At 41.7% G+C, this 20,719-nt stretch carries 22 protein-coding genes; 18 read left to right on the top strand and 4 right to left on the bottom strand.

Translation table 11 applies throughout. The annotated features are described in order from the left end of the window. The 4 genes from ACLNCN_RS00110 to folK form a co-directional block, all read left to right on the top strand. Nucleotides 1-335: dihydropteroate synthase (locus ACLNCN_RS00110; protein ID WP_424844392.1), on the top strand; the 335-nt coding region annotated here is incomplete at its 5' end. Between the two features lies 1 nt (nt 336). Then, the gene (locus ACLNCN_RS00115) at nt 337-1,659 is read left to right on the top strand and encodes a bifunctional folylpolyglutamate synthase/dihydrofolate synthase (RefSeq protein ID WP_023947035.1); all 1,323 of its coding nucleotides are present in this window, start codon (nt 337-339) and stop codon (nt 1,657-1,659) included. After that, nucleotides 1,640-2,194: a GTP cyclohydrolase I FolE gene (gene folE, locus ACLNCN_RS00120; RefSeq protein WP_000380921.1), complete on the top strand. Its 555-nt coding sequence runs from the start codon at nt 1,640-1,642 to the stop codon at nt 2,192-2,194. Before ACLNCN_RS00115 ends, folE begins: the two co-directional genes overlap by 20 nt. A 158-nt stretch (nt 2,195-2,352) precedes the next feature. Further along, nucleotides 2,353-3,165 carry a 2-amino-4-hydroxy-6-hydroxymethyldihydropteridine diphosphokinase gene (gene folK, locus ACLNCN_RS00125; RefSeq protein ID WP_424844393.1) on the top strand — a complete coding sequence of 271 codons (813 nt, stop codon included), beginning with the start codon at nt 2,353-2,355 and terminating at the stop codon, nt 3,163-3,165. A gap of 45 nt (nt 3,166-3,210) precedes the next feature. On the opposite strand, the gene ACLNCN_RS00130 is transcribed toward folK, so the two are convergent. Then, entirely contained in the window at nt 3,211-3,528 is a 318-nt protein-coding gene (locus tag ACLNCN_RS00130) for a DUF960 domain-containing protein (protein WP_049522427.1), read from the bottom strand. A gap of 237 nt (nt 3,529-3,765) precedes the next feature. On the opposite strand from ACLNCN_RS00130, the gene ccpA reads away from it, so the two are divergent. Beyond that, on the top strand, nt 3,766-4,776 hold the full coding sequence (gene ccpA, locus ACLNCN_RS00135; protein WP_078352827.1) for a catabolite control protein A: 1,011 nt from the start codon (nt 3,766-3,768) through the stop codon (nt 4,774-4,776). A 53-nt stretch (nt 4,777-4,829) separates the two neighbouring features. Here ccpA and ACLNCN_RS00140 read toward each other — a convergent pair whose 3' ends face one another. Next, entirely contained in the window at nt 4,830-5,792 is a 963-nt protein-coding gene (locus tag ACLNCN_RS00140) for an asparaginase (RefSeq protein ID WP_261029398.1), read from the bottom strand. Nucleotides 5,793-5,857: 65 nt separating this feature from the next. On the opposite strand from ACLNCN_RS00140, the gene ACLNCN_RS00145 reads away from it, so the two are divergent. After that, a complete protein-coding gene (locus tag ACLNCN_RS00145) occupies nt 5,858-7,249 on the top strand; it encodes a Cof-type HAD-IIB family hydrolase (protein WP_049516517.1) in 1,392 nt (463 codons plus the stop codon). Between the two features lie 137 nt (nt 7,250-7,386). Here the strand turns inward: ACLNCN_RS00145 and ACLNCN_RS00150 are convergent, their stop codons facing one another. After that, entirely contained in the window at nt 7,387-7,839 is a 453-nt protein-coding gene (locus ACLNCN_RS00150) for a universal stress protein (protein ID WP_000079148.1), read from the bottom strand. Nucleotides 7,840-8,000: 161 nt separating this feature from the next. On the opposite strand from ACLNCN_RS00150, the gene ACLNCN_RS00155 reads away from it, so the two are divergent. The 4 genes from ACLNCN_RS00155 to ACLNCN_RS00170 all read left to right on the top strand — a co-directional run bounded on the left by ACLNCN_RS00155 (nt 8,001) and on the right by ACLNCN_RS00170 (nt 12,064). Then, entirely contained in the window at nt 8,001-8,303 is a 303-nt protein-coding gene (locus ACLNCN_RS00155) for a hypothetical protein (protein WP_185761586.1), read from the top strand. A 156-nt stretch (nt 8,304-8,459) separates the two neighbouring features. Then, nucleotides 8,460-9,674, top strand: coding sequence for a pyridoxal phosphate-dependent aminotransferase (locus tag ACLNCN_RS00160; protein WP_000666457.1), 1,215 nt, complete (start codon nt 8,460-8,462; stop codon nt 9,672-9,674). Nucleotides 9,675-9,828: 154 nt separating this feature from the next. Then, on the top strand, nt 9,829-9,963 hold the full coding sequence (rpmH, locus tag ACLNCN_RS00165; protein WP_000831905.1) for a 50S ribosomal protein L34: 135 nt from the start codon (nt 9,829-9,831) through the stop codon (nt 9,961-9,963). Nucleotides 9,964-10,099: 136 nt separating this feature from the next. Then, the gene (locus ACLNCN_RS00170) at nt 10,100-12,064 is read left to right on the top strand and encodes a peptide ABC transporter substrate-binding protein (protein WP_424844394.1); all 1,965 of its coding nucleotides are present in this window, start codon (nt 10,100-10,102) and stop codon (nt 12,062-12,064) included. 91 nt (nt 12,065-12,155) lie between these two features. Here the strand turns inward: ACLNCN_RS00170 and ACLNCN_RS00175 are convergent, their stop codons facing one another. Next, entirely contained in the window at nt 12,156-14,000 is a 1,845-nt protein-coding gene (locus ACLNCN_RS00175; protein WP_125416594.1) for an APC family permease, read from the bottom strand. Between the two features lie 157 nt (nt 14,001-14,157). On the opposite strand from ACLNCN_RS00175, the gene ACLNCN_RS00180 reads away from it, so the two are divergent. The 8 genes from ACLNCN_RS00180 to ACLNCN_RS00215 all read left to right on the top strand — a co-directional run. Beyond that, a complete protein-coding gene (locus ACLNCN_RS00180) occupies nt 14,158-14,931 on the top strand; it encodes a TatD family hydrolase (protein WP_247953478.1) in 774 nt (257 codons plus the stop codon). Next, nucleotides 14,931-15,491 (top strand): ribonuclease M5, encoded by a 561-nt coding sequence (gene rnmV / locus ACLNCN_RS00185; RefSeq protein ID WP_125416598.1) that lies wholly within the window; start codon nt 14,931-14,933, stop codon nt 15,489-15,491. Before ACLNCN_RS00180 ends, rnmV begins: the two co-directional genes overlap by 1 nt. Nucleotides 15,492-15,562: 71 nt before the next feature. Beyond that, the gene (locus ACLNCN_RS00190) at nt 15,563-16,474 is read left to right on the top strand and encodes a helix-turn-helix domain-containing protein (protein ID WP_000904842.1); all 912 of its coding nucleotides are present in this window, start codon (nt 15,563-15,565) and stop codon (nt 16,472-16,474) included. 448 nt (nt 16,475-16,922) lie between these two features. Continuing rightward, nucleotides 16,923-17,219 carry a lactococcin 972 family bacteriocin gene (locus ACLNCN_RS00195; RefSeq protein ID WP_000815396.1) on the top strand — a complete coding sequence of 99 codons (297 nt, stop codon included), beginning with the start codon at nt 16,923-16,925 and terminating at the stop codon, nt 17,217-17,219. 76 nt (nt 17,220-17,295) lie between these two features. Further along, entirely contained in the window at nt 17,296-19,326 is a 2,031-nt protein-coding gene (locus ACLNCN_RS00200; protein WP_000825283.1) for a bacteriocin-associated integral membrane family protein, read from the top strand. A gap of 1 nt (nt 19,327) precedes the next feature. Then, nucleotides 19,328-19,969 (top strand): ABC transporter ATP-binding protein, encoded by a 642-nt coding sequence (locus ACLNCN_RS00205; RefSeq protein WP_125416600.1) that lies wholly within the window; start codon nt 19,328-19,330, stop codon nt 19,967-19,969. Beyond that, complete coding sequence (locus ACLNCN_RS00210) at nt 19,962-20,270, top strand: hypothetical protein (RefSeq protein ID WP_000333261.1); 309 nt, start codon at nt 19,962-19,964, stop codon at nt 20,268-20,270. The genes ACLNCN_RS00205 and ACLNCN_RS00210 overlap by 8 nt, the downstream gene beginning before the upstream one ends. Before the next feature lie 130 nt (nt 20,271-20,400). Further along, nucleotides 20,401-20,719 (top strand): ribosomal RNA small subunit methyltransferase A (locus ACLNCN_RS00215; protein WP_424844395.1); only part of this gene is annotated, 319 nt, incomplete at its 3' end.

A 20,719-nucleotide genomic window follows, 5' to 3' on the forward strand; every position in this document is an offset into this window, starting at 1 on the left:
TCGGCTTTGGTCTGACCAAGAAAGAAAATCTGCTCCTTTTACGGGACTTGGATAAACTCCATCAGAAAGGCTATCCAGTCTTTCTTGGAGTGTCGCGCAAGCGATTTGTCATCAATATTCTTGAAGAAAATGGCTTTGAAGTCAATCCTGAGACAGAACTTGGTTTCCGTAATCGAGATACGGCTTCGGCTCATGTAACTAGTATCGCTGCGAGACAGGGTGTAGAAGTGGTGCGCGTGCATGACGTAGCTAGTCACAGGATGGCAGTTGAAATTGCCTCCGCTATTCGTCTGGCTGATGAAGCGGAAAATTTAGATTTAAAACAATATAAATAAGATGAAAGAAATTGAAAACAATCAGTGGATTGTCAACTATCGGACGGACCAACCGCATTTTGGCTTGGAACGAATGGTGGAACTGTTAGCTTTGCGTGGCAATCCCCATCTCAAACTCAAGGTTATCCATATCGGAGGGACCAATGGCAAGGGTTCGACTATTGCTTTTTTGAAAAATATGCTGGAAAAGCTAGGCCTGAGAGTTGGTGTGTTCAGCTCGCCCTATCTCATTCATTATACAGACCAGATTAGCATCAATGGGGAATCCATTCCCGAAGCTAGACTAGAAGCCCTCATGGCAAACTATGAGTCTTTGCTTGAGGGGGAGAGGGGCCTTGCTTTACAAGGAACAACCGAGTTTGAGATTATCACAGCTCTGGCCTATGACTACTTTGCCACAGAGCAAGTAGATGTGGCTATCATGGAAGTCGGCATGGGTGGACTCTTGGATAGTACCAATATCTGCCAGCCAATTTTAACAGGAATTACGACCATTGGATTGGACCATGTAGCCCTACTTGGTGACACCTTGGAAGCCATAGCGGAGCAGAAAGCTGGTATTATCAAACAAGGTATTCCCTTGGTGACAGGTCGTATTGCTCCAGAAGCTTTGGCTGTGATTGACCGCATTGCGGAAGGGAAAGATGCGCCGAGATTTGCCTACGGGGCAGATTATAAGGTCAGCTATCAAAAGAGTGTGGTTACAGGCGAAGTCTTTGACTATACAAGTGTTGTCAGACAAGGTCGCTTCCAGACTGGCCTGCTTGGTTTGCACCAGATAGAGAATGCTGGGATGGCCATAGCTTTACTTGATAATTTTTGTCAAGAAGATTGTCGAGAGCTAGCAAGCAATTACTTGCTTGCTCAAGCTATGGAAGAAACAAGGTGGCCAGGGCGTTTGGAGGTCGTGTCAAGAACTCCCTTGATGATTTTGGATGGAGCCCATAATCCCCATGCTATTAAGGCTTTATTAGCAACCTTGCAAGAACGCTTTGCGGATTATCGTAAGGAAATCCTCTTTACTTGTATCAAAACCAAGGCCTTGGAGGATATGTTGGACTTGCTGGGGGCCATGCCAGATACCGAGCTTACTCTGACACATTTTGACGATAGTCGGGCGACTGATGAAAAAGTGCTGGAAGAGGCAGCTAAGTCTAGAAATCTCAGCTACCAAGGTTGGCAGGATTTTCTAGAGCAGAAATTGACAGATAAAAAAGAAGAGAAAAAAACAGTTAGGATTGTCACGGGTTCCTTGTATTTCTTGAGCCAAGTGAGAGCCTATCTGATGGAGAGGAAAAACGAGAATGGATACACAAAAGATTGAAGCAGCTGTAAAAATGATTATCGAGGCTGTAGGAGAGGACGTTAATCGCGAGGGCTTGCAGGAAACACCTGCTCGTGTCGCTCGTATGTACCAAGAGATTTTTTCAGGTCTTGGTCAAACAGCAGAGGAACATTTGTCCAAATCCTTTGAGATTATTGACGATAATATGGTGGTAGAAAAGGATATTTTTTTCCATACTATGTGTGAACACCACTTCTTGCCATTTTATGGTAGAGCGCATATTGCCTATATTCCAGATGGCCGTGTGGCAGGTTTGTCTAAGCTAGCCCGTACGGTTGAAGTTTATTCGAAAAAACCACAAATTCAAGAACGATTGAATATCGAAGTAGCCGATGCTTTGATGGACTATCTAGGCGCTAAAGGAGCCTTTGTTGTTATTGAGGCGGAACATATGTGTATGAGCATGCGTGGTGTTAGAAAACCAGGCACTGCAACCTTGACGACAGTAGCTCGTGGTCTATTTGAAACAGATAAGGATCTTCGAGATCAGGCTTATCGTTTAATGGGACTATAATACTTTTCGAAAATCAAATTCAAACCACGTCAGCTTCCATCTGCAACCTCAAAACAGTGTTTTGAGCAGCCTGCGGCTAGCTTCTTAGTTTGCTCTTTGATTTTCATTGAGTATAAAAAGAATCCGCTTGAAGCGGATTTTTCTAGAAAGGAATCATTATGGATCAACTGCAGATTAAAGATTTGGAAATTTTTGCCTATCATGGTCTTTTTCCTAGTGAGAAAGAATTGGGGCAGAAGTTTGTTATTTCCGCAATCCTATCCTATGATATGACCAAGGCGGCGACAGACTTGGATTTAACAGCCTCTGTCCATTACGGAGAATTGTGCCAGCAGTGGACGGCTTGGTTTCAGGGAACAACTGAGGACTTGATTGAAACGGTAGCCTACAAACTGGTAGAACGTACCTTTGAGGCTTATCCTCTTGTCCAAGAAATGAAGCTGGAACTGAAAAAACCTTGGGCGCCAGTGCATTTGCCACTAGATACTTGCTCAGTAACCATTCATCGCCGCAAGCAACGAGCCTTTATCGCCCTAGGAAGCAATATGGGAGATAAACAAGCAAACTTGAAGCAAGCCATTGAGAAAATGCGAAATCGAGGTATCCATATTCTCAAAGAGTCCAGTGTATTGACGACGGAGCCTTGGGGTGGTGTTGAGCAGGATAGCTTTGCTAATCAAGTGGTTGAGGTTGAAACCTGGTTGCCTGCCCCAGTTCTATTAGAGACCTTGTTAGCCATTGAGTCAGAGATGGGACGGGTGAGAGAAGTACATTGGGGGCCTCGTTTGATTGATTTGGACTTGCTCTTTGTGGAGGATCAGATTCTTTATACAGACGACCTCATCTTGCCTCATCCTTACATAGCGGAACGCCTTTTTGTTCTTGAGTCCTTACAGGAAATTGCGCCTCATTTTATCCATCCGACATTAAAGCAACCGATCCGCAACTTGTATAATGCTTTGAAACAATAGAAAAAACTCTAGTTTTCAGTCGCTTGTAACTGAAGGCTAGAGTTTTTAAAATAGGTCATTTTCTTCTGGGAGGAGGATAGTTTCTCTACCGTCCATATCTAAAACCAGTACTTTCGGGGGATAAAGAGGGTCGAAAGGATGGTTAAAGTCAAAATCAATGGCTGTAGGGAGGTGTTGACTTGAAAAGTGGAAGGTAATTTTTCCTTGGTTATTGAGCAATTGAAACTCGAGTTCCTCCTCCAATTCAAAGACATTTTTTAAGAAGTGGTCGATGATATACCAAAAAGAGTCAATAACATCATCAGGCAAGCTGGTAACAATGCCAAAACTAGCTGACCGCATGTGGGTATTGGTAAAAGCCATATTTCTTCCCCCTTTCTTTTCCCTTATCATACAGTAAATAGGATTAAAAATCAAGAAAAGGTGATTTTTTCTTCATAAACATAGTTTTCTATGAAATTTTTTTCAAATAATCTTCAAAAAATGCTTGAAAGTGTTTACAAATAGTGATAAAATGGAATAAGTAGAATCATGAAAACGAAATTTTCATACCGTCTCTTTTTTGGAGTCTCGTGAGGTATGATATAGAAAGGAAATGGAATGAATACAGACGATACAGTAACGATTTATGATGTCGCCCGTGAAGCAGGAGTTTCAATGGCGACGGTTAGCCGTGTAGTCAATGGCAATAAGAATGTAAAAGAGAACACCCGTAAAAAAGTACTCGAGGTGATTGATCGTTTGGATTACCGTCCAAATGCAGTGGCGCGTGGTCTTGCAAGTAAAAAGACAACCACTGTTGGTGTCGTGATCCCAAATATCACTAATGGTTATTTCTCAACGCTTGCTAAAGGGATTGATGATATCGCTGAAATGTACAAGTACAATATCGTCCTTGCTAATAGTGATGAGGATGATGACAAGGAAGTTTCAGTTGTCAATACCCTGTTTTCTAAGCAAGTGGATGGTATCATCTTTATGGGGTACCACTTGACTGAAAAAATTCGTTCAGAGTTTTCTCGTTCTCGAACACCAGTTGTTCTTGCAGGAACTGTGGATGTAGAACATCAGCTTCCAAGTGTCAATATTGACTATAAACAAGCAACGATTGATGCAGTAACCTACCTTGCTAAAGAAAATGAGCGCATCGCTTTTGTTAGCGGTCCACTAGTGGATGACATCAATGGTAAGGTTCGTTTGGTTGGCTACAAGGAGGCCTTGAAAAAAGCAGGTATTTCTTATAGCGAAGGATTGGTATTTGAATCTAAATACACTTATGAAGATGGCTATGCCTTGGCAGAACGCTTGATTTCATCAAACGCAACTGCAGCAGTTGTAACAGGTGACGAGTTGGCAGCAGGTGTCTTGAATGGTTTGGCTGATCACGGTGTGTCTGTGCCAGAAGAGTTTGAAATCATTACTAGTGATGATTCACAAGTCTCTCGCTTTACCCGTCCAAACTTGACAACTATTGCCCAACCTCTTTATGACCTTGGTGCCATTAGTATGCGTATGTTGACTAAGATTATGCACAAAGAAGAGTTGGAAGAACGTGAAGTCCTCTTACCTCATGGTTTGACAGAACGTCGTTCAACACGAAAACGTAAATAGAAAAAATCAGGGAATCATGAAGATTTCCTGATTTTGCTTTCTAGAGAAGGGAATTAGCCTTCCATATAGTCTTTCAAATCCTGTCCTGTTAGTCCGGCATTGAGAGCAATGAGGAGTTTCAAGCGAGCTTTTTGGGCGTTGAGTTCTTTAACAAAGAAGACACCTGCTTTTTGCAACTGCACGCCCCCACCTTGGTAGGCATAAACAGGCTCGGCAATACCGTTAAAGCATCGTGAAACCAGGGCGACTGGGATTCCTTTTTGCAGAAGGATTTCTAATTTTTGAGCCGTTTCTTTTGGAATATTACCCGCTCCGAAGGCTTGGATAATCAAACCGTCCAATTGTTCCAAATCTAGCATATCAATCAGCTCATCTGTCATACCGGCATATGCAGAGATGATAGGTACCAAGCCCTGTATGTGATCAAGGTCAAAGCGAACACGAGGTTCAGCTGTTTTGAAGTAGAGGATTTCCTGTTTCATGATGAGACCAAGGGGGCCGTGAGTAGGAGTTTGGAAAGTACTGACATTGGTCGTATGCGTTTTTGTAACATACTTGGCAGCATGGATTTCATCGTTCATAACAACCAAAACCCCTTTGTCAGCAGCCTTGTCATCACTAGCCACCCGCAAAGCACTCAGATAGTTATAAACACCATCACTGCCGAGTTCGTTGGAGCTACGCATGGCACCTGTTAGAACGATCGGCATATGGGGAACTTCCATGGTATCAAGGAAATAGGCGGTTTCCTCTAATGTATCGGTCCCGTGTGTAATCACCACCCCATCGTAGTTATCTGCTTCCTCTTTGATTTTTTGGTAGAGGGCCAGCATATGCTTGGGCTTGATATGGGGGCTTGGCAGGTTAAAAAAGTCCAAGGCGTGAACTTGGATTCCCTCAAGAGGATTGGACACATGGTTCATGGGATTATCTGAACTCGTCACAACAGCGCCAGAAGCATCGGCCTGCATGGAAATAGTTCCGCCCGTATGTAAAACAAGGATTTTCTTAGGCATGATTTACTCACTCTTTCTGAAATGTGGTATAATCATTGTATCACAAAAGGGGAGATTGGGATAGGATGGAAGTCAAAGCTGTTTTTTTTGATATCGATGGAACCTTGGTCAACGATCACAAGAGTGTTTTGAAATCCACTAAGGACGCGATTAAGATTGTCAAAGAACAAGGGGTGCTTGTCGGTGTAGCGACAGGACGAGGACCTTTTTTTGTTAAGGAATTGATGGACGATTTGGATCTGGACTTTGCGGTAACCTACAATGGCCAGTATATCTTTACTAAAGACAGAGTCTTGTTCACGAGCCCAATTTCCAAGTTACATTTGCGCCAGTTAATCAGTTATGCTAAAAAAGAGGGCAAGGAGATTGCTCTAGGGACCAAGGATGCCATGTTGGGTTCCAAAATCATGTCTTTTGGTCTGGGTTCTTTTTCCCAACGAATCAGTCGCTTCGTTCCCTCAGTTTTAACTCGGACAGTGAGTCATTCCTTTAATCGTATGGTCAGCAAGGTTGTTCCCCAAAAGGAAGAAGACCTGCTTGATCTGATGAATCAGCCTATCTACCAAGTTTTGATGCTGATGACGCCAGAAGAATCTGAGAAGGCAGCAGCTGATTTTGAAGACTTGAAATTGACACGTAGCAATCCTTTTGCAGCGGATGTTATCAATCAAGGAAACTCTAAGTTGGAAGGCATACGCCGAGTCGGGAAAGAATATGGTTTTGATCTCAACCAAGTCATGGCCTTTGGTGATTCAGATAACGACCTTGAAATGCTTGCAGGTGTTGGTATGTCGGTCGCTATGGGAAATGGTAGTAGCAGTGTCAAGGAAGTTGCTAAGCACATTACCACTAGTAATCAGCAAGACGGAATCCACAAGGCCCTGGAACATTTTGGTGTTCTAGCTTCAGAAAAAGTCTTTGTCAGCCGTGACTATCATTTCAATAAGGTCAAGACCTTCCACCACATGATGGATGAACGAACCCAAGAAGAACCACGAGCTTGGGATTTAGAAGGTGCAACCCACAGGGCTGGCTTTAAAATAGAAGAATTGGTGGAATTTGTTAGAGCTGCCAGTCCTTCTGAAGAGGACTTTGGTCGAGCTCTATCGCAACTTCATCAAGCTCTTGATAAGGCGGCCGATAAAGTGGCTAAGAAGACGCCTGCTCAGCAAGATTTGATAGGTCAGGTAGATGCCCTGATCGACACGCTTTACTTTACCTACGGTAGTTTTGTCTTGATGGGGGTGGATCCAGAACGTATTTTTGATATTGTTCATCAGGCCAATATGGGGAAAATTTTTCCAGATGGCAAGGCTCATTTTGATCCAGTGACCCATAAAATCTTAAAACCAGATGATTGGGAAGAAAAATATGCTCCAGAACCTGCTATTAAAAAGGAACTGCAGCGCCAGCTCAAGGCTTATGAGCGTCATAAAGAGAGAAATAATACTCAATGAAAATCAAAGAGCAAATTAGGAAACTAGCCGCAGGCTGTACTTGAGTACGGCAAGGCGACGTTGACGTGGTTTGAATTTGATTTTCGAAGAGTATAAATAGTAAACAAAAAGGAGCGCTGAGCTCCTTTTCTTTGTGATTATAAGGTTTTTTCTTGTTCTCTCACAACCAGCAAATCGACCTTAGCATGGCGGAGAATGTATTCAGATGAAGAGCCGACCAAGAGGCGTTCAAAGGCGTTGAGACCAGTTGCGCCAACGAGGATGAGGTCCACTTCCTCAGCATCGGGAATAGTACGTGCCAGTAGGGTCTTTGGATTTCCCATTTCAATGACGATATGAACATCTGCCACACCAGCATCTTTAGCACGTTTTTCGTACTCTTTCATCAGACTTTCAGCGTCGACTTGGAGTTCTTCGTAAACTTCAGCATCAAAGGTGGATACGCTTTGGAGTGCGCGTGTGTCAATGACATGTGCGATGGTGAGTTTAGCGTCGTTTCGTAGAGCAGAATGAACTCCCTTGACAAAAGCCAAGTCCGCTTCCTTAGAACCATCGATTGCGACCATAATATTTTGGTAACGTTGTGCCATAATGAAACCTCCTGAAATTTTCTTACTATAATTGTAAACCTTTTCACTATAGAAGTAAAGTAAAAAAAGTATTTTTCAAAAGAATGTTAGCGCTTAAAATCTATATAAATATATGATAAAATAAAAGAAAGGATAGCAGGAAAGAAGTGAAGGGAGGGAGAATGATGAAGCACTCTTTTCAAGAATCAAAAAAATCAAATTTCCTTTATTATGGAATTATCCTAGTGTCAGTCTTGGTAGAAGTTATCATGATCTGGCAATTAGAGAGTCTGGTACCGCTTCTTTATCCAGGTTTTATCGGATTTTTAGTCTTTCATGTACTCTACCATCTGTTATTGTTCCTAGTCGCTAAACGAAGTGGGCGTTGGGATTGCTTGATGATATGGGGGCTTTTCCTCATGTTCAATCTTCTTTATGACTCCTTTTTAGGCTTGCTTTTTCTAGGTTTATCTTTTGGTATGTGATGTGACTTTCGCAAAATACCTGTTATCTCCCCTGTCTTGACCTCGCTTTTAGCGAGGCTTTTCTTCTATACGAAACTAGTAACACATTTCAGTAAACTTGTCGCATTTTCTTTCTAGTGGTATAATGTTACTATCCTGACGAATTGAGGAAACAAGATGAAAGAATATAACAAGTCTAGTAAGTTAGAGCATGTTGCTTATGATATCCGTGGTCCTGTTTTGGAAGAAGCCATGCGGATGCGAGCAAACGGAGAAAAGATTTTACGTCTGAATACAGGAAATCCAGCAGAATTTGGCTTTACAGCCCCAGATGAGGTCATTCATGACTTGATTATGAATGCGCGTGATAGTGAGGGATATTCTGACTCCAAAGGGATTTTCTCAGCCCGTAAGGCCATCATGCAGTATTGTCAATTGAAGAAATTCCCAAATGTAGATATTGATGATATCTACCTTGGAAATGGTGTCAGTGAGTTGATTGTCATGTCTATGCAGGGGCTTTTGGATAACGGAGATGAGGTCTTGGTGCCTATGCCAGACTATCCTCTATGGACAGCTGCTGTCAGCCTAGCTGGAGGAAATGCCGTTCATTATATTTGTGATGAAGCTGCAGAATGGTACCCAGATATTGACGATATCAAGTCAAAAATCACTTCCAATACCAAGGCAATCGTCCTTATCAATCCAAACAACCCAACTGGGGCACTTTATCCTAAGGAACTCTTGCTGGAGATTATTGAGATTGCCCGTCAAAATGATTTGATCATCTTTGCGGATGAAATCTACGACCGCATGGTAATGGATGGGCATGTGCATACGCCTGTGGCGAGCTTGGCACCAGATGTCTTCTGTGTTAGCATGAATGGTCTGTCAAAATCGCACCGTATTGCAGGTTTCCGTGTAGGTTGGATGGTCTTGTCTGGTCCTAAGACACATGTTAAAGGCTATATCGAAGGTCTCAATATGTTGTCCAATATGCGCCTTTGCTCTAATGTTTTGGCCCAACAAGTCGTACAAACTTCCTTGGGTGGTCACCAATCAGTCGATGAATTGCTTCTTCCAGGTGGACGAATTTACGAGCAAAGAAACTTCATCTACAATGCCATTCAAGATATTCCAGGTTTGTCTGCCGTTAAACCCAAGGCTGGACTCTATATCTTCCCTAAAATCGACCGCAATATGTACCGTATCGATGATGATGAACAGTTTGTTCTTAATTTCTTGAAACAGGAAAAGGTTCTCTTGGTTCATGGTCGAGGCTTCAACTGGCAGGAACCAGACCACTTCCGTATCGTTTATCTTCCGCGTGTTGATGAACTAGCCCAAATCCAAGAAAAGATGACTCGTTTCTTGAAACAGTATCGTAGATAGGGCTTACATTAGAAAAAGCGCTAAAAAGCAGGAAACATTTGCCTAGAGCTATTGACAAAAGTGAAAGAATCAGATAGAATAGTAAAGTATGTTTAGTAACTGATCACTTTATAGCCGGCTAAACGAATACAAAATCTATGAGGAGGTATTCATCGTGAAACGTACTTATCAACCAAGTAAACTTCGTCGTGCGCGCAAACACGGATTCCGTAACCGTATGTCAACTAAAAACGGTCGTCGCGTATTGGCAGCTCGTCGTCGTAAAGGACGCAAAGTTTTGGCTGCATAATCCAAACGAACTATATCAAAAATCAGTAGGAACTCGAGTCTACTGATTTTTATTTTTGTAAAAAAGTACAAAAATCTTTATATTTTCGCTTGAATAGTGTATAATATTTCACATACTGTAAAAATGGAGAATAATCATGAAGAAATCAAAAGTTATGCTTTTTGGAACTATGGCTTTGACAGCAGGTCTAGCTTTAGCAGCGTGTGGATCATCTCAATCAAGTAATGCAGACAAGACTTACTCTTATATCTTTGTCAATAACCCAGATACCTTGGATTATATTACTTCTACCCGAGACTCTACATCTAGTATCACAACCAACTTGATTGATGGGTTGTTGGAAAATGACCAGTATGGCAATCTCATCCCCTCTATGGCTGAGTCATGGACGGTGTCAAAAGATGGCTTGACTTACACTTATAAAATCCGTCAGGGAGCTAAATGGTATACTTCTGAAGGAGAAGAGTATGCGGATGTAACGGCTCATGACTTTGTGACTGGTCTCAAGTATGCGGCTGATAAAAAAGCTGAAAACTTGTACTTGGTACAAGACTCTATCAAGGGTCTAGCAGACTATGTTGAAGGGAAATCATCTGATTTTGGAACTGTTGGTGTGAAGGCAGTGGATGATTACACACTACAATACACCCTCATCCAACCTGAAACTTATTGGAACTCTAAAACAACAGCAAGTATCCTTAATCCTATAAATGAAGCCTTCTTGAAGTCTAAGGGAGATGACTTTGGAAGTGTGACACCATCAAGTATCTTGTCAAATGGTCCTTACTTGTTTAAATCTTTCACATCAAAATCTTTGATTGAATTTGATAAAAACCCTAATTACTGGGATAAGGACAATGTTAAAATCGAGAAAGTGAAACTCTCTTTCTTTGACGGATCTGACCAAGACAGCATTGCTAGAGGTTTCTTGGATGGTAACTATACAGACGGCCGTATTTTCCCAACAAGTTCAGTCTTTGCTGAACTCAAAAAGGGAAATGAGGACAAGATTACTTATACACCACAAAACTCAGTTACTTTCTACTATCTTTTCAACGTAAATCGTCAAAGCTACAAGCAGACTATGAAACAGTCTGATAAGGAAAAGACGGATTCACGCGCAGCTATGCAAAATAAAGATTTCCGTCAGGCTATCAACTTTGCCTTTGACCGTCATGCCTATGCAGCGCAGACAAATGGTGAAGATGGAGCAGACCGTATCTTGCGTAATACGATTACACCAAGTAACTTTGTTCAAGTTGGTGATAAGAACTTCGGTGACATTGTCAATGAGAAAATTGTCAACTACGGTAAAGATTGGGCAAATATCAACCTAAACGATGGTAAGCAAGCCTTCTTGAATCCTGAAAAGGCCAAAGAGAAGTTTGCGAAGGCCAAAGAAAGTCTGCAAGCTCAGGGAGTAACTTTCCCAATTCATTTGGATATGCCAGTTGACCAGACTGCTAAGTTAGATGTGCAACAGGCTGGTTCTTTCAAGCAAACAGTAGAAGAAACCCTTGGCAAGGAGAATGTGGTCATCGATGTTATCCAACTATCTCCAGATGAAAAAGACCAAGCAACCTACTTTGCAGATACAGCAGAGCAAAAAGACTACGATATTGACATTTCAGGATGGGGTGGAGATTACTCAGATCCTAAGACTTACCTAGATATCCTTGATCCAGATACAGGTTCTCAGTTGAAAAACATGGGCTTGTCTGAAGGAAAAGACAAGGAAGTTAAGGACAAGATTGGTCTTGCTGACTACAAGAAACTCTTGGATCAGGCAGACGCAGAAATCACAGATACTCAAGCCCGCTATGAAAAATATGCTGAAGCCCAAGCTTGGTTGACAGATAGCGCCCTCTTCCTACCAGTTCAAAGTGGTGGAGCTAACCCAATCTTCCGTAAGACTGTACCGTTTACAGGACCATTCTCATTTGTTGGTCATAAGGGAAATGCGGACAACTACAAATATGTTGAATTGCAAAAAGAGCCAGTAACCGCTAAACAGTACCAAGAACTCTATGAAAAATGGCTAAAAGAAAAAGCTGAGTCAAATAAAAAAGCTCAGGAAGATTTAGCTAACCACATTCAATAATATTCCTAGTCATACTTTTCAGTTACGCATAGTAACTGGATTCAGAAAAAGGCCTTGCCAGACGCTTCTTGCTTCTGGTAGGGCCTTTTCTTTATTCTTTTAAGTGATAAGAGTAGCTAGCGACAACGACGTCTTGGTGCCAACGAAGGGCGTATTTGAGTTTAAGACTCATCTGATTGTGCAGGATATTTTGCCAAGGTTTATTAGGGATAAACTGGGGGACGAGGACAGTGACTGTATAGTTCTTTTTCTGAGCTTCCTCGGAAATTCGTTTGACATACTTGACAGTAGGGGTAATGATATCGCGGTAGCTGGTCTTGATATTTTTCAGAGTAATGGTTGGGAAGTAATCGGCAAATTCTTGGAGAATTTCTTGGTCTTTTTCTGCGGTTTCCTTTGTAGAAATGTGCATGGCTAAGACTTCGTCACCGATACTTTGGGCATAGTTAATGGCTCCGACGCTGACTCTGGTAACATTTCCTACTAGGACGAGGACAAGATTGCCATCGTAGGTACGTTTTTCGATTCCTTCATAGAGTCGCAGTTGTTGGGCTACTTTTTGGTAATGACTGTGAATTGCTAAGAAGAGTAGGGTGAGTACGAGAATAATCGGGAAGAAGGGCCAGATATCACTGAGACGGAAAAAGAGCAAGATTAGTACAATCGCGTAGCAAATGATAGCTCCAAGGATATTGGCAAGGGCAGGTTTTAAGAAATTTGCCCCATTTTCTTTTTTCCAATGACGAATCATCCCAGTCTGAGATAGGGCGAAGGGAACGAAGACCCCGATAGTATAAAGAGGAATCAAACGTTCGGTATTGCCATTAAAAATGAGAAGAAGAATCATAGCCCCAAAAGCCAGAGTTAAAATTCCATTGGAGTAGCCTAGGCGGTCTCCTTTTTCCATAAAGAGATGGGGCATGTATTTGTTTTTAGCCATATTGTAAGCCAGCATAGGGAAAGCCGAAAAGCCAGTATTTGCAGCTACGGCCAAAATCAAGGCTGTGGAGAATTGGAAGATATAATACCCAAGGTGGCCTAAGAAGGAAGTGCCAAGGATGCCTTGAGCCATCTGTGAAAGAATAGTTTCTCCGTGTTGAGGCATAATCCCCATCCAGTAGTTTAGGAAGGTGATACCAGCAAAAAGAAAACCTAAAATCAGTGACATAATGGTCAAGGTTTGAGCGGCATTCTTTTCTTTTGGACCCTTGAAAAAGGGAACGGCATTTGAAATAGCTTCAACTCCTGTCAGAGAGGCAGAGCCGCTGGTAAAGGCTCTTAGAATGAGAACTATAGACAGGCTCGGAACAGCATGCCCAATAGGTGAAGTTGCCTGATAGCTGAGAGACCCTGTCATTAGTTGAAAGATTCCGTAGAGCAAGAGAAAGACAGTACTGATGATAAAGAGATAGACAGGAATCATCAGTGAACTGGCAGATTCTTTTAAGCCCCGTAAATTCAAGAGCATAAGCAAGCAAACTAGAAAAATGGAAATGTGGAGGTTGTAAGGGTGTAGAGCAGGGAGAGCTGCTGTGATAGCATCGGCTCCAGATGCAACAGATACCGCTACGGTCAGCATGTAGTCAACTAGAAGACTACCTCCAGCGATTAAGCCAAGTTCGGGAGATAGATTTTCTCGAGTAACCATATAGGCCCCTCCCCCTTGAGGGTAGGCATGGATGATTTGACGGTAGGAGACGGTCAGGCTAGATAGGAGCAGGAGGACAAAGAGGCCGATAGGAAGGCTCCACCATATCGCAAGAGGAGAGAGACTAGCCAAGACGAGGACTACTTGCTCAGGTCCATAGGCAATGGAAGATAGAGCGTCGCTTGACAACATGGCCAAGGCCTGCATTTTTCCCAGCAGACCTCCCTCGCCTTCTGTTAAGGATTTAAGAGGACGACCGATAAAAGTCTGTTTTAATTTTGTAAACATGGTATTTTCCTTTTCTGAAAATTTCAATAAGTGCTATTATACTGCTTTGGGAAAATAGCGTCAAGAGAGGACGATGGATTTTAGAATATTTTGTACAGATGAGGAGAGAGGTCAGTTTTTTTGCTATAATAGTAGATAGAAAACGAGGTTAGAAGAGATGATTTTTGATACACATACACACTTGAATGTAGAAGAATTTGCAGGTCGTGAGGCAGAAGAAATTACCTTGGCTGCTGAGATGGGTGTGACACAGATGAATATTGTTGGTTTTGATAAACCGACGATTGAGCGTGCTTTGGAGTTGGTGGATGAGTACGACCAACTCTACGCGACTATTGGTTGGCATCCGACAGAAGCGGGGACTTACACAGAGGAGATTGAAGCCTACTTGCTTGACAAGCTCAAGCACCCAAAGGTAGTTGCCTTGGGTGAGATTGGTTTGGACTACCATTGGATGACAGCGCCAAAAGAGGTGCAGGAGCAGGTTTTTCGCCGTCAAATTCAGCTATCTAAGGACTTGGATTTGCCTTTTGTTGTCCATACCCGTGATGCGCTGGAAGACACCTATGAGATTATCAAGAGCGAGGGCGTTGGTCCTCGTGGTGGGATTATGCACTCATTTTCAGGGACGCTTGAGTGGGCAGAGAAGTTTGTCGCGCTTGGCATGACTATTTCCTTCTCAGGAGTGGTGACTTTTAAGAAAGCAACTGACATCCAAGAAGCAGCTAAAGAGTTACCTTTGGACAAGATTTTGGTGGAAACGGATGCTCCCTACTTGGCTCCTGTTCCTAAACGTGGTCGTGAAAATAAAACAGCCTACACTCGCTATGTAGTGGACTTTATCGCTGACTTGCGTGGCATGACGGCAGAAGAGCTAGCGGCGGTAACAACTGCAAATGCGGAGCGAATTTTTGGATTGGATAGCAAATAATGAAAGAAAAAATTTCTCAAGTTATCGTGGTCGAAGGGCGCGATGATACGGCCAATCTCAAACGTTACTTCGATGTAGAGACCTATGAGACCCGAGGTTCTGCCATCAATGATCAGGATATAGAGCGGATTCAGCGCTTGCACCAACGTCATGGAGTCATTGTCTTTACAGACCCAGATTTTAATGGGGAGCGGATTCGGCGCATGATCATGACGGCCATTCCAACAGTTCAGCATGCCTTCCTCAAACGAGATGAAGCTGTTCCTAAATCAAAGACCAAGGGACGTTCTCTGGGAATTGAGCATGCCAGCTATGAGGATTTGAAAACAGCGCTGGCTCAGGTGACAGAGCAATTTGAAAACGAGAATGAGTTTGACATTAATCGTAGTGACTTGATTCGTCTTGGTTTTCTAGCGGGAGCAGACAGCCGTAAGCGTAGAGAATATCTAGGAGAGGCTCTCCGAATCGGCTATTCCAACGGCAAGCAACTCCTCAAACGCCTAGAGTTGTTTGGGATCACCTTGGCAGAAGTGGAAGAAGCTATGAAATCTTATGAGTAGGGAAGATGTAGCCGTTACAATTTTTTAAGTTTCACAGTATTTTTCGAAGCAGGTAGAAGAGGAGACGTCTGATGTTAATTGGTCAAAAAATTAAAGAGATTCGGATAGAAAAAGGAATTAGTCGTCCAGATTTTTGTGGAGATGAGCAAGAACTGACAGTTCGTCAACTGTCGCGAATTGAAAGTGGAGCTTCGCAACCGAGTTTGCCCAAGTTAGACTATATTGCTCGCCGGCTAGGAGTTCCCGCTTATAGCCTTATGCCGGATTTTTCAGCTCTTCCTCCTGCTTATTTAGAATTGAAATACCAAATTTTACGTGAACCAATCTATGGTAAAGAAGAGGAGTATGATAAGAAGGAAGCGTGTTTGGAAGAGATAGAGGATTTATTTTATGAGCAACTTCCTAATGAGGAAAAAATATGGTTTGAAGCTACTAGAGCAACGATAGATGTTATTCGAAGCGGACGACCAGAATATGGGGAAACCGTACTGGACGATTATTTTAAAACAATTTATGATAAGGAATTGTTTTTGATAAATGAATTAGAAGTTATCAACTTATATTTTGCTATAGTGCTTACAAAGATAAAACAAGGTCAAAATCAGATTGAAGAAATTAACAGAATTCATTCGTTTTTAGTTCGTTTGACAAATCATGTAGAATTAATTGCACCAGAATATCTGTTTGCTTTAAGTAACACTTTGTTTTCGGGTCTAGCCTGTTTGGATAATCTGTCGTCTTATGATTCACTCGGAGCTTATATCTTTAGCCTTAATCATATAATGGAAAAAACACAAGATTTTCAGAAGAAACCAATTATATTAATGTTGGAGTGGAAATTATCTCTAATAATAAACAATGATTATGTTTCTGCCGAACAGTTCTATCAGAAATCGAAGCTATTTGCTGATATAATAGAAAATTCTTATTTAGTTACTATGTTGGAGAAACAATGGCAAGAAGATTTAAAAAAATATTTATAAACATAGTGAATCAGTGACAAAAATGTCCTTGTTCTAGTATTGAAATGGTTCTAAAGTTCGTCTTTAGGACTGTTTTTTTTATATATAAGCTAAAAATGACACGAAATGGTTCTATTTTAAGGACATTGATGTCCTTTGAGTTTATTTAAGAATAATTTATAATTAATAAAAATGTGAAAGGAGATTACAGTATGAACTTTTTTAGTTTATTTTATTTAGTTACTTGGTGGTTTAAATAAAATTTAGTTATGTCTACTTAGTCTCAAAAAATTTATTCATAACATATAATAAATACAACTTGATAGACTAAATTAGAAAAATAAGGAGAGGATACCATGAGGTGTTGCTTTGAAAAGGTCTATGATCCATGACTTAGTTTTACTTGAATAGAAAATGGACAATATATAATAAATATTTATGATAAAATAAAAAATAGAGGAGTATCAATATGAAACAAACAGTTAAAAAATTAGCCCTTGTAGCGAGCATTGCAGCAACATTAGGTGGAAGTGTAGCAGTAGTATCGGCCGCGGTTAAGTATCCAGATGGTGGTGTCTGGACGTATGGTTCAGGTGACGGAGGTGCTTACTCAAACTACTATCACTCTTCAGAATATCATAGCTCAACAGTTGTTAGTAGAAAAACTGGTTCATCTGATAAGGGATATGCTGGTGCTGGAGGGACTTCTCGTGCATGGATTCGTACTTCTTGGGGAGAGAAAGTTGCATTCTACTATAATGTTTAGAATGGTATAGCCCTATTGTTTAGCTTTACTTGGTCACCTTCTCACTAAGTGACCAAGTAACTTTTTGGAGGAAATGATGAAACGTTTATTTATTTTGATTTCAATGGTATTGGTATCGCTTTATATGGTGATAACTTCCGTTGACCATCGAGAAGAGATTTTATTTGGTAACTATCCTTCTGTTGATGTGACAGGAATGGTGATAAATCAACCAGTAGCTAGTCGCGAAGAGGTGACAGAGGCTTTGAGTCACTTGGCGGTAGAGCATAATAGTCTCATCGCCCGTCGGATTGTTGAGCCAAATGAAGCTGGAGAAACACGCTTTATCTATGCCACTTATGGTGAGGGAGAGCTTCCAGAAGGTCTGACCATTTCCTCCAAGGAGAGTTCAGAAACGAGTGATTTATTAGGGTCTTACTTGATTGTGTCAGGAAGTTTGGATGGAGTGAGTTTACAGACCACCTTGAAAGAACTTGGTTATCAAGGCTTTGTTTCGAATGGAGAAGATCCATTTTCGATAGTCTTATTATTGGCGGCCACCCCTATGGGGCTACTGAGTCTAGCTATTTTTCTGCTGACCTTTATGAGTCTGACCCTGATTTATCGGATCAAGTCCCTTCGTCAAGCAGGGATTCGCTTAATAGCTGGTGAGAGCTTGTTTGGGGTGGCTCTCAGACCAGTGTTAGAAGATGTGAGACAGCTTATCTGCTCAGTGCTGGTATCCAGTCTTTTGGGATTGGGGATTCTCTGGTATCAAGGTGCCTTGTTTATGGCAACGGTACAACTGGTCATCATTGGTCTTTTGCTTTATGGATTGGCCTTGGTAGGGATTTCTACCTTATTAAGTATCGTGTATCTACTTGGTTTACAAGAAAATAGTCTGGTGGATCTATTGAAAGGGAAACTCCCTCTCAAACGTATGATGACATTGATGATGGTGGGGCAACTCTTGGCCGTGCTGGTGGTCGGCTCGAGTGCGACTGCTCTCCTACCCCACTACCGTGAAATGCAGGAAATGGAGAGAGCTAGCGATAAATGGAGCCAGTCCTCAGACCGTTACCGTCTATCCTTTGGTTGGTCTAGTGCATTTGCCGATGAAGAAGGAATGCGTAAGGATAATCGTGAGTGGCAGACATTTACTGAAGAACGGTTAGCCAATACAGACTCTTTTTATATTATGAGCAATGTTGACAATTTCTCAGATGGAGCAGAAGTGGACCTAGATGGCAATCGTCTCAATGACTACACACCGTCAGGGAATGTCATCTATGTCTCACCGCGCTATCTGATAGAAGAAAAGATTACCGTTTCTTCAGAGTTTATGGATAAGATGCAAAACTTGTCTGAGGGAGAGTTTGGGCTGATCTTGCCTGAGAGCTTGCGAGAGCAGTCTGCCTACTATCAAGGATTATTTACAGATTACCTGCAAAACTTTTCATCTGAAAGTGTAGAAGTGACGAGTCAGAAACACTACCTCCCACAGGTAACGCTAGCTTTTACAGAAACAGGACAGGAACGCTTCCTCTATAACGATGGGTACAAGACGACACGCCAGTACCTAAAAGATCCGATTATTGTAGTTTTAACGCCGCAAGCGACTGGAACAAGACCTGTTGCAGGGATGTTATGGGGAACTACGGCTAATAGTGCCTTGAAATTAGATCAATATCAAGACAGCATCACAGCTCTAAAAGAGCAAGGTCTGTATCACAAGGTCTCTTATTTGGTAAAAAGCCAGCTATTTTTTGCCAAGGTACTAAATGACAAACGGATGGAGTTCTACTCTCTCCTTATTGGGACTATTTTGACTCTATCTACGGCTATCTTGTTATTTGATTCCATGAATCTTCTCTATTTTGAGCAGTTTAGACGGGAGATCATGATTAAACGTCTTTCTGGTATGACAATCTATGAGCTTCATGGCAAGTACTTACTGGCGCAAGGAGGAGTTCTCTTACTTGGGCTAATCCTATCTAGTGTTTTGACAGGAGATAGCTTGATTAGCGCTCTAGTTGTAGCTTTATTTACTCTTAACGCCCTCTTGATTTTAGTAAGGCAGGATAAAAAGGAAGAAGCTGGTAGCATGGCAGTATTGAAAGGAAAATAAGATGATTGATATTCAAGAATTGGAAAAGAAGTTTAATGACCGCGCGATTTTCTCTGGTTTAAATCTCAAGTTGGAGAAGGGCAAGGTTTATGCCTTAATCGGAAAGAGTGGAAGCGGAAAGACGACTTTGCTTAATATCTTAGGAAAGCTAGAAAAGATAGATGGTGGAAGGGTTCTCTATCAGGGGAAAGATTTAAAAACCATTCCCACTCGTGAGTATTTTCGAGACCAGATGGGCTATCTCTTTCAAAATTTTGGACTCTTAGAAAACCAATCAATCAAAGAGAATTTGGATTTGGGCTTTGTTGGTCAAAAAATTTCAAAAGTAGAACGTTTGGAAAGGCAAGTGGAGGCTTTAGAAAAGGTTAATCTAGGGTATTTGGATCTAGAACAAAAAATTTATACTTTATCTGGGGGAGAGGCTCAACGAGTTGCCCTTGCGAAGACTATTTTGAAAAATCCACCCTTGATTTTGGCAGATGAACCAACAGCAGCTCTTGATCCTGAAAATTCAGAGGAGGTTATGAATCTCTTGGTGGGCTTGAAAGATGAAAATCGAATTATCATCATTGCGACCCATAATCCCCTAGTCTGGAATAAGGCCGATGAAATCATTGATATGAGGGAGCTTGCTCATGTGTGAAAAAATCCGTATTCGCAGGGTATCTGATTATCCTAGTGCCAGAGGTGGTTTAGAAGATATTCTCATCATGGAAAATATGACCAATCATCTCCTTTTGGTTCAAATCCGAGTGAATGGCTATTTGCTTGATTTTGCTAGTATTGAAGGGCAAAGGCAAAAGCATTATCGTTTGAAAAATTTACCTCAAACGGTTGAACTGACAGTGGACGACGTGGAGGAGGATGTAGATTTGACCCTACCTGAAAATCGAAGTTATAAAGAAGCTGATTTTTTCGAACGGATGTTTCGAGAGAACCGCTAAGTCCACCTTTAAAGATTTTCAAGACTATCTTTCTTCATGAGAGAAGATAGTTTTTTGGTATGATTTTCACCCCCAAAATACAAGGGGAATGTGTTACAATAGTAGTAACAGATAATAGAAAAGAGAATAAATGAGAATTGCAGATTACAGCGTGACCAAGGCAGTGCTGGAGCGTCACGGTTTTACCTTTAAAAAGTCCTTTGGGCAAAATTTCTTGACGGATACCAATATCCTACAAAAAATCGTGGATACGGCTGAGATTGATGACCAGGTCAATGTCATCGAAATCGGGCCAGGGATTGGTGCCTTGACCGAGTTTCTGGCTGAGCGTGCAGCAGAGGTCATGGCCTTTGAAATTGACCATCGTTTGGTACCGATTTTGGCAGATACCCTGCGTGATTTTGATAATGTGACCGTAGTTAACGAAGATATTCTCAAGGTTGATTTGG

Source organism: Streptococcus sp. CL8.13 (genome assembly GCF_049737895.1).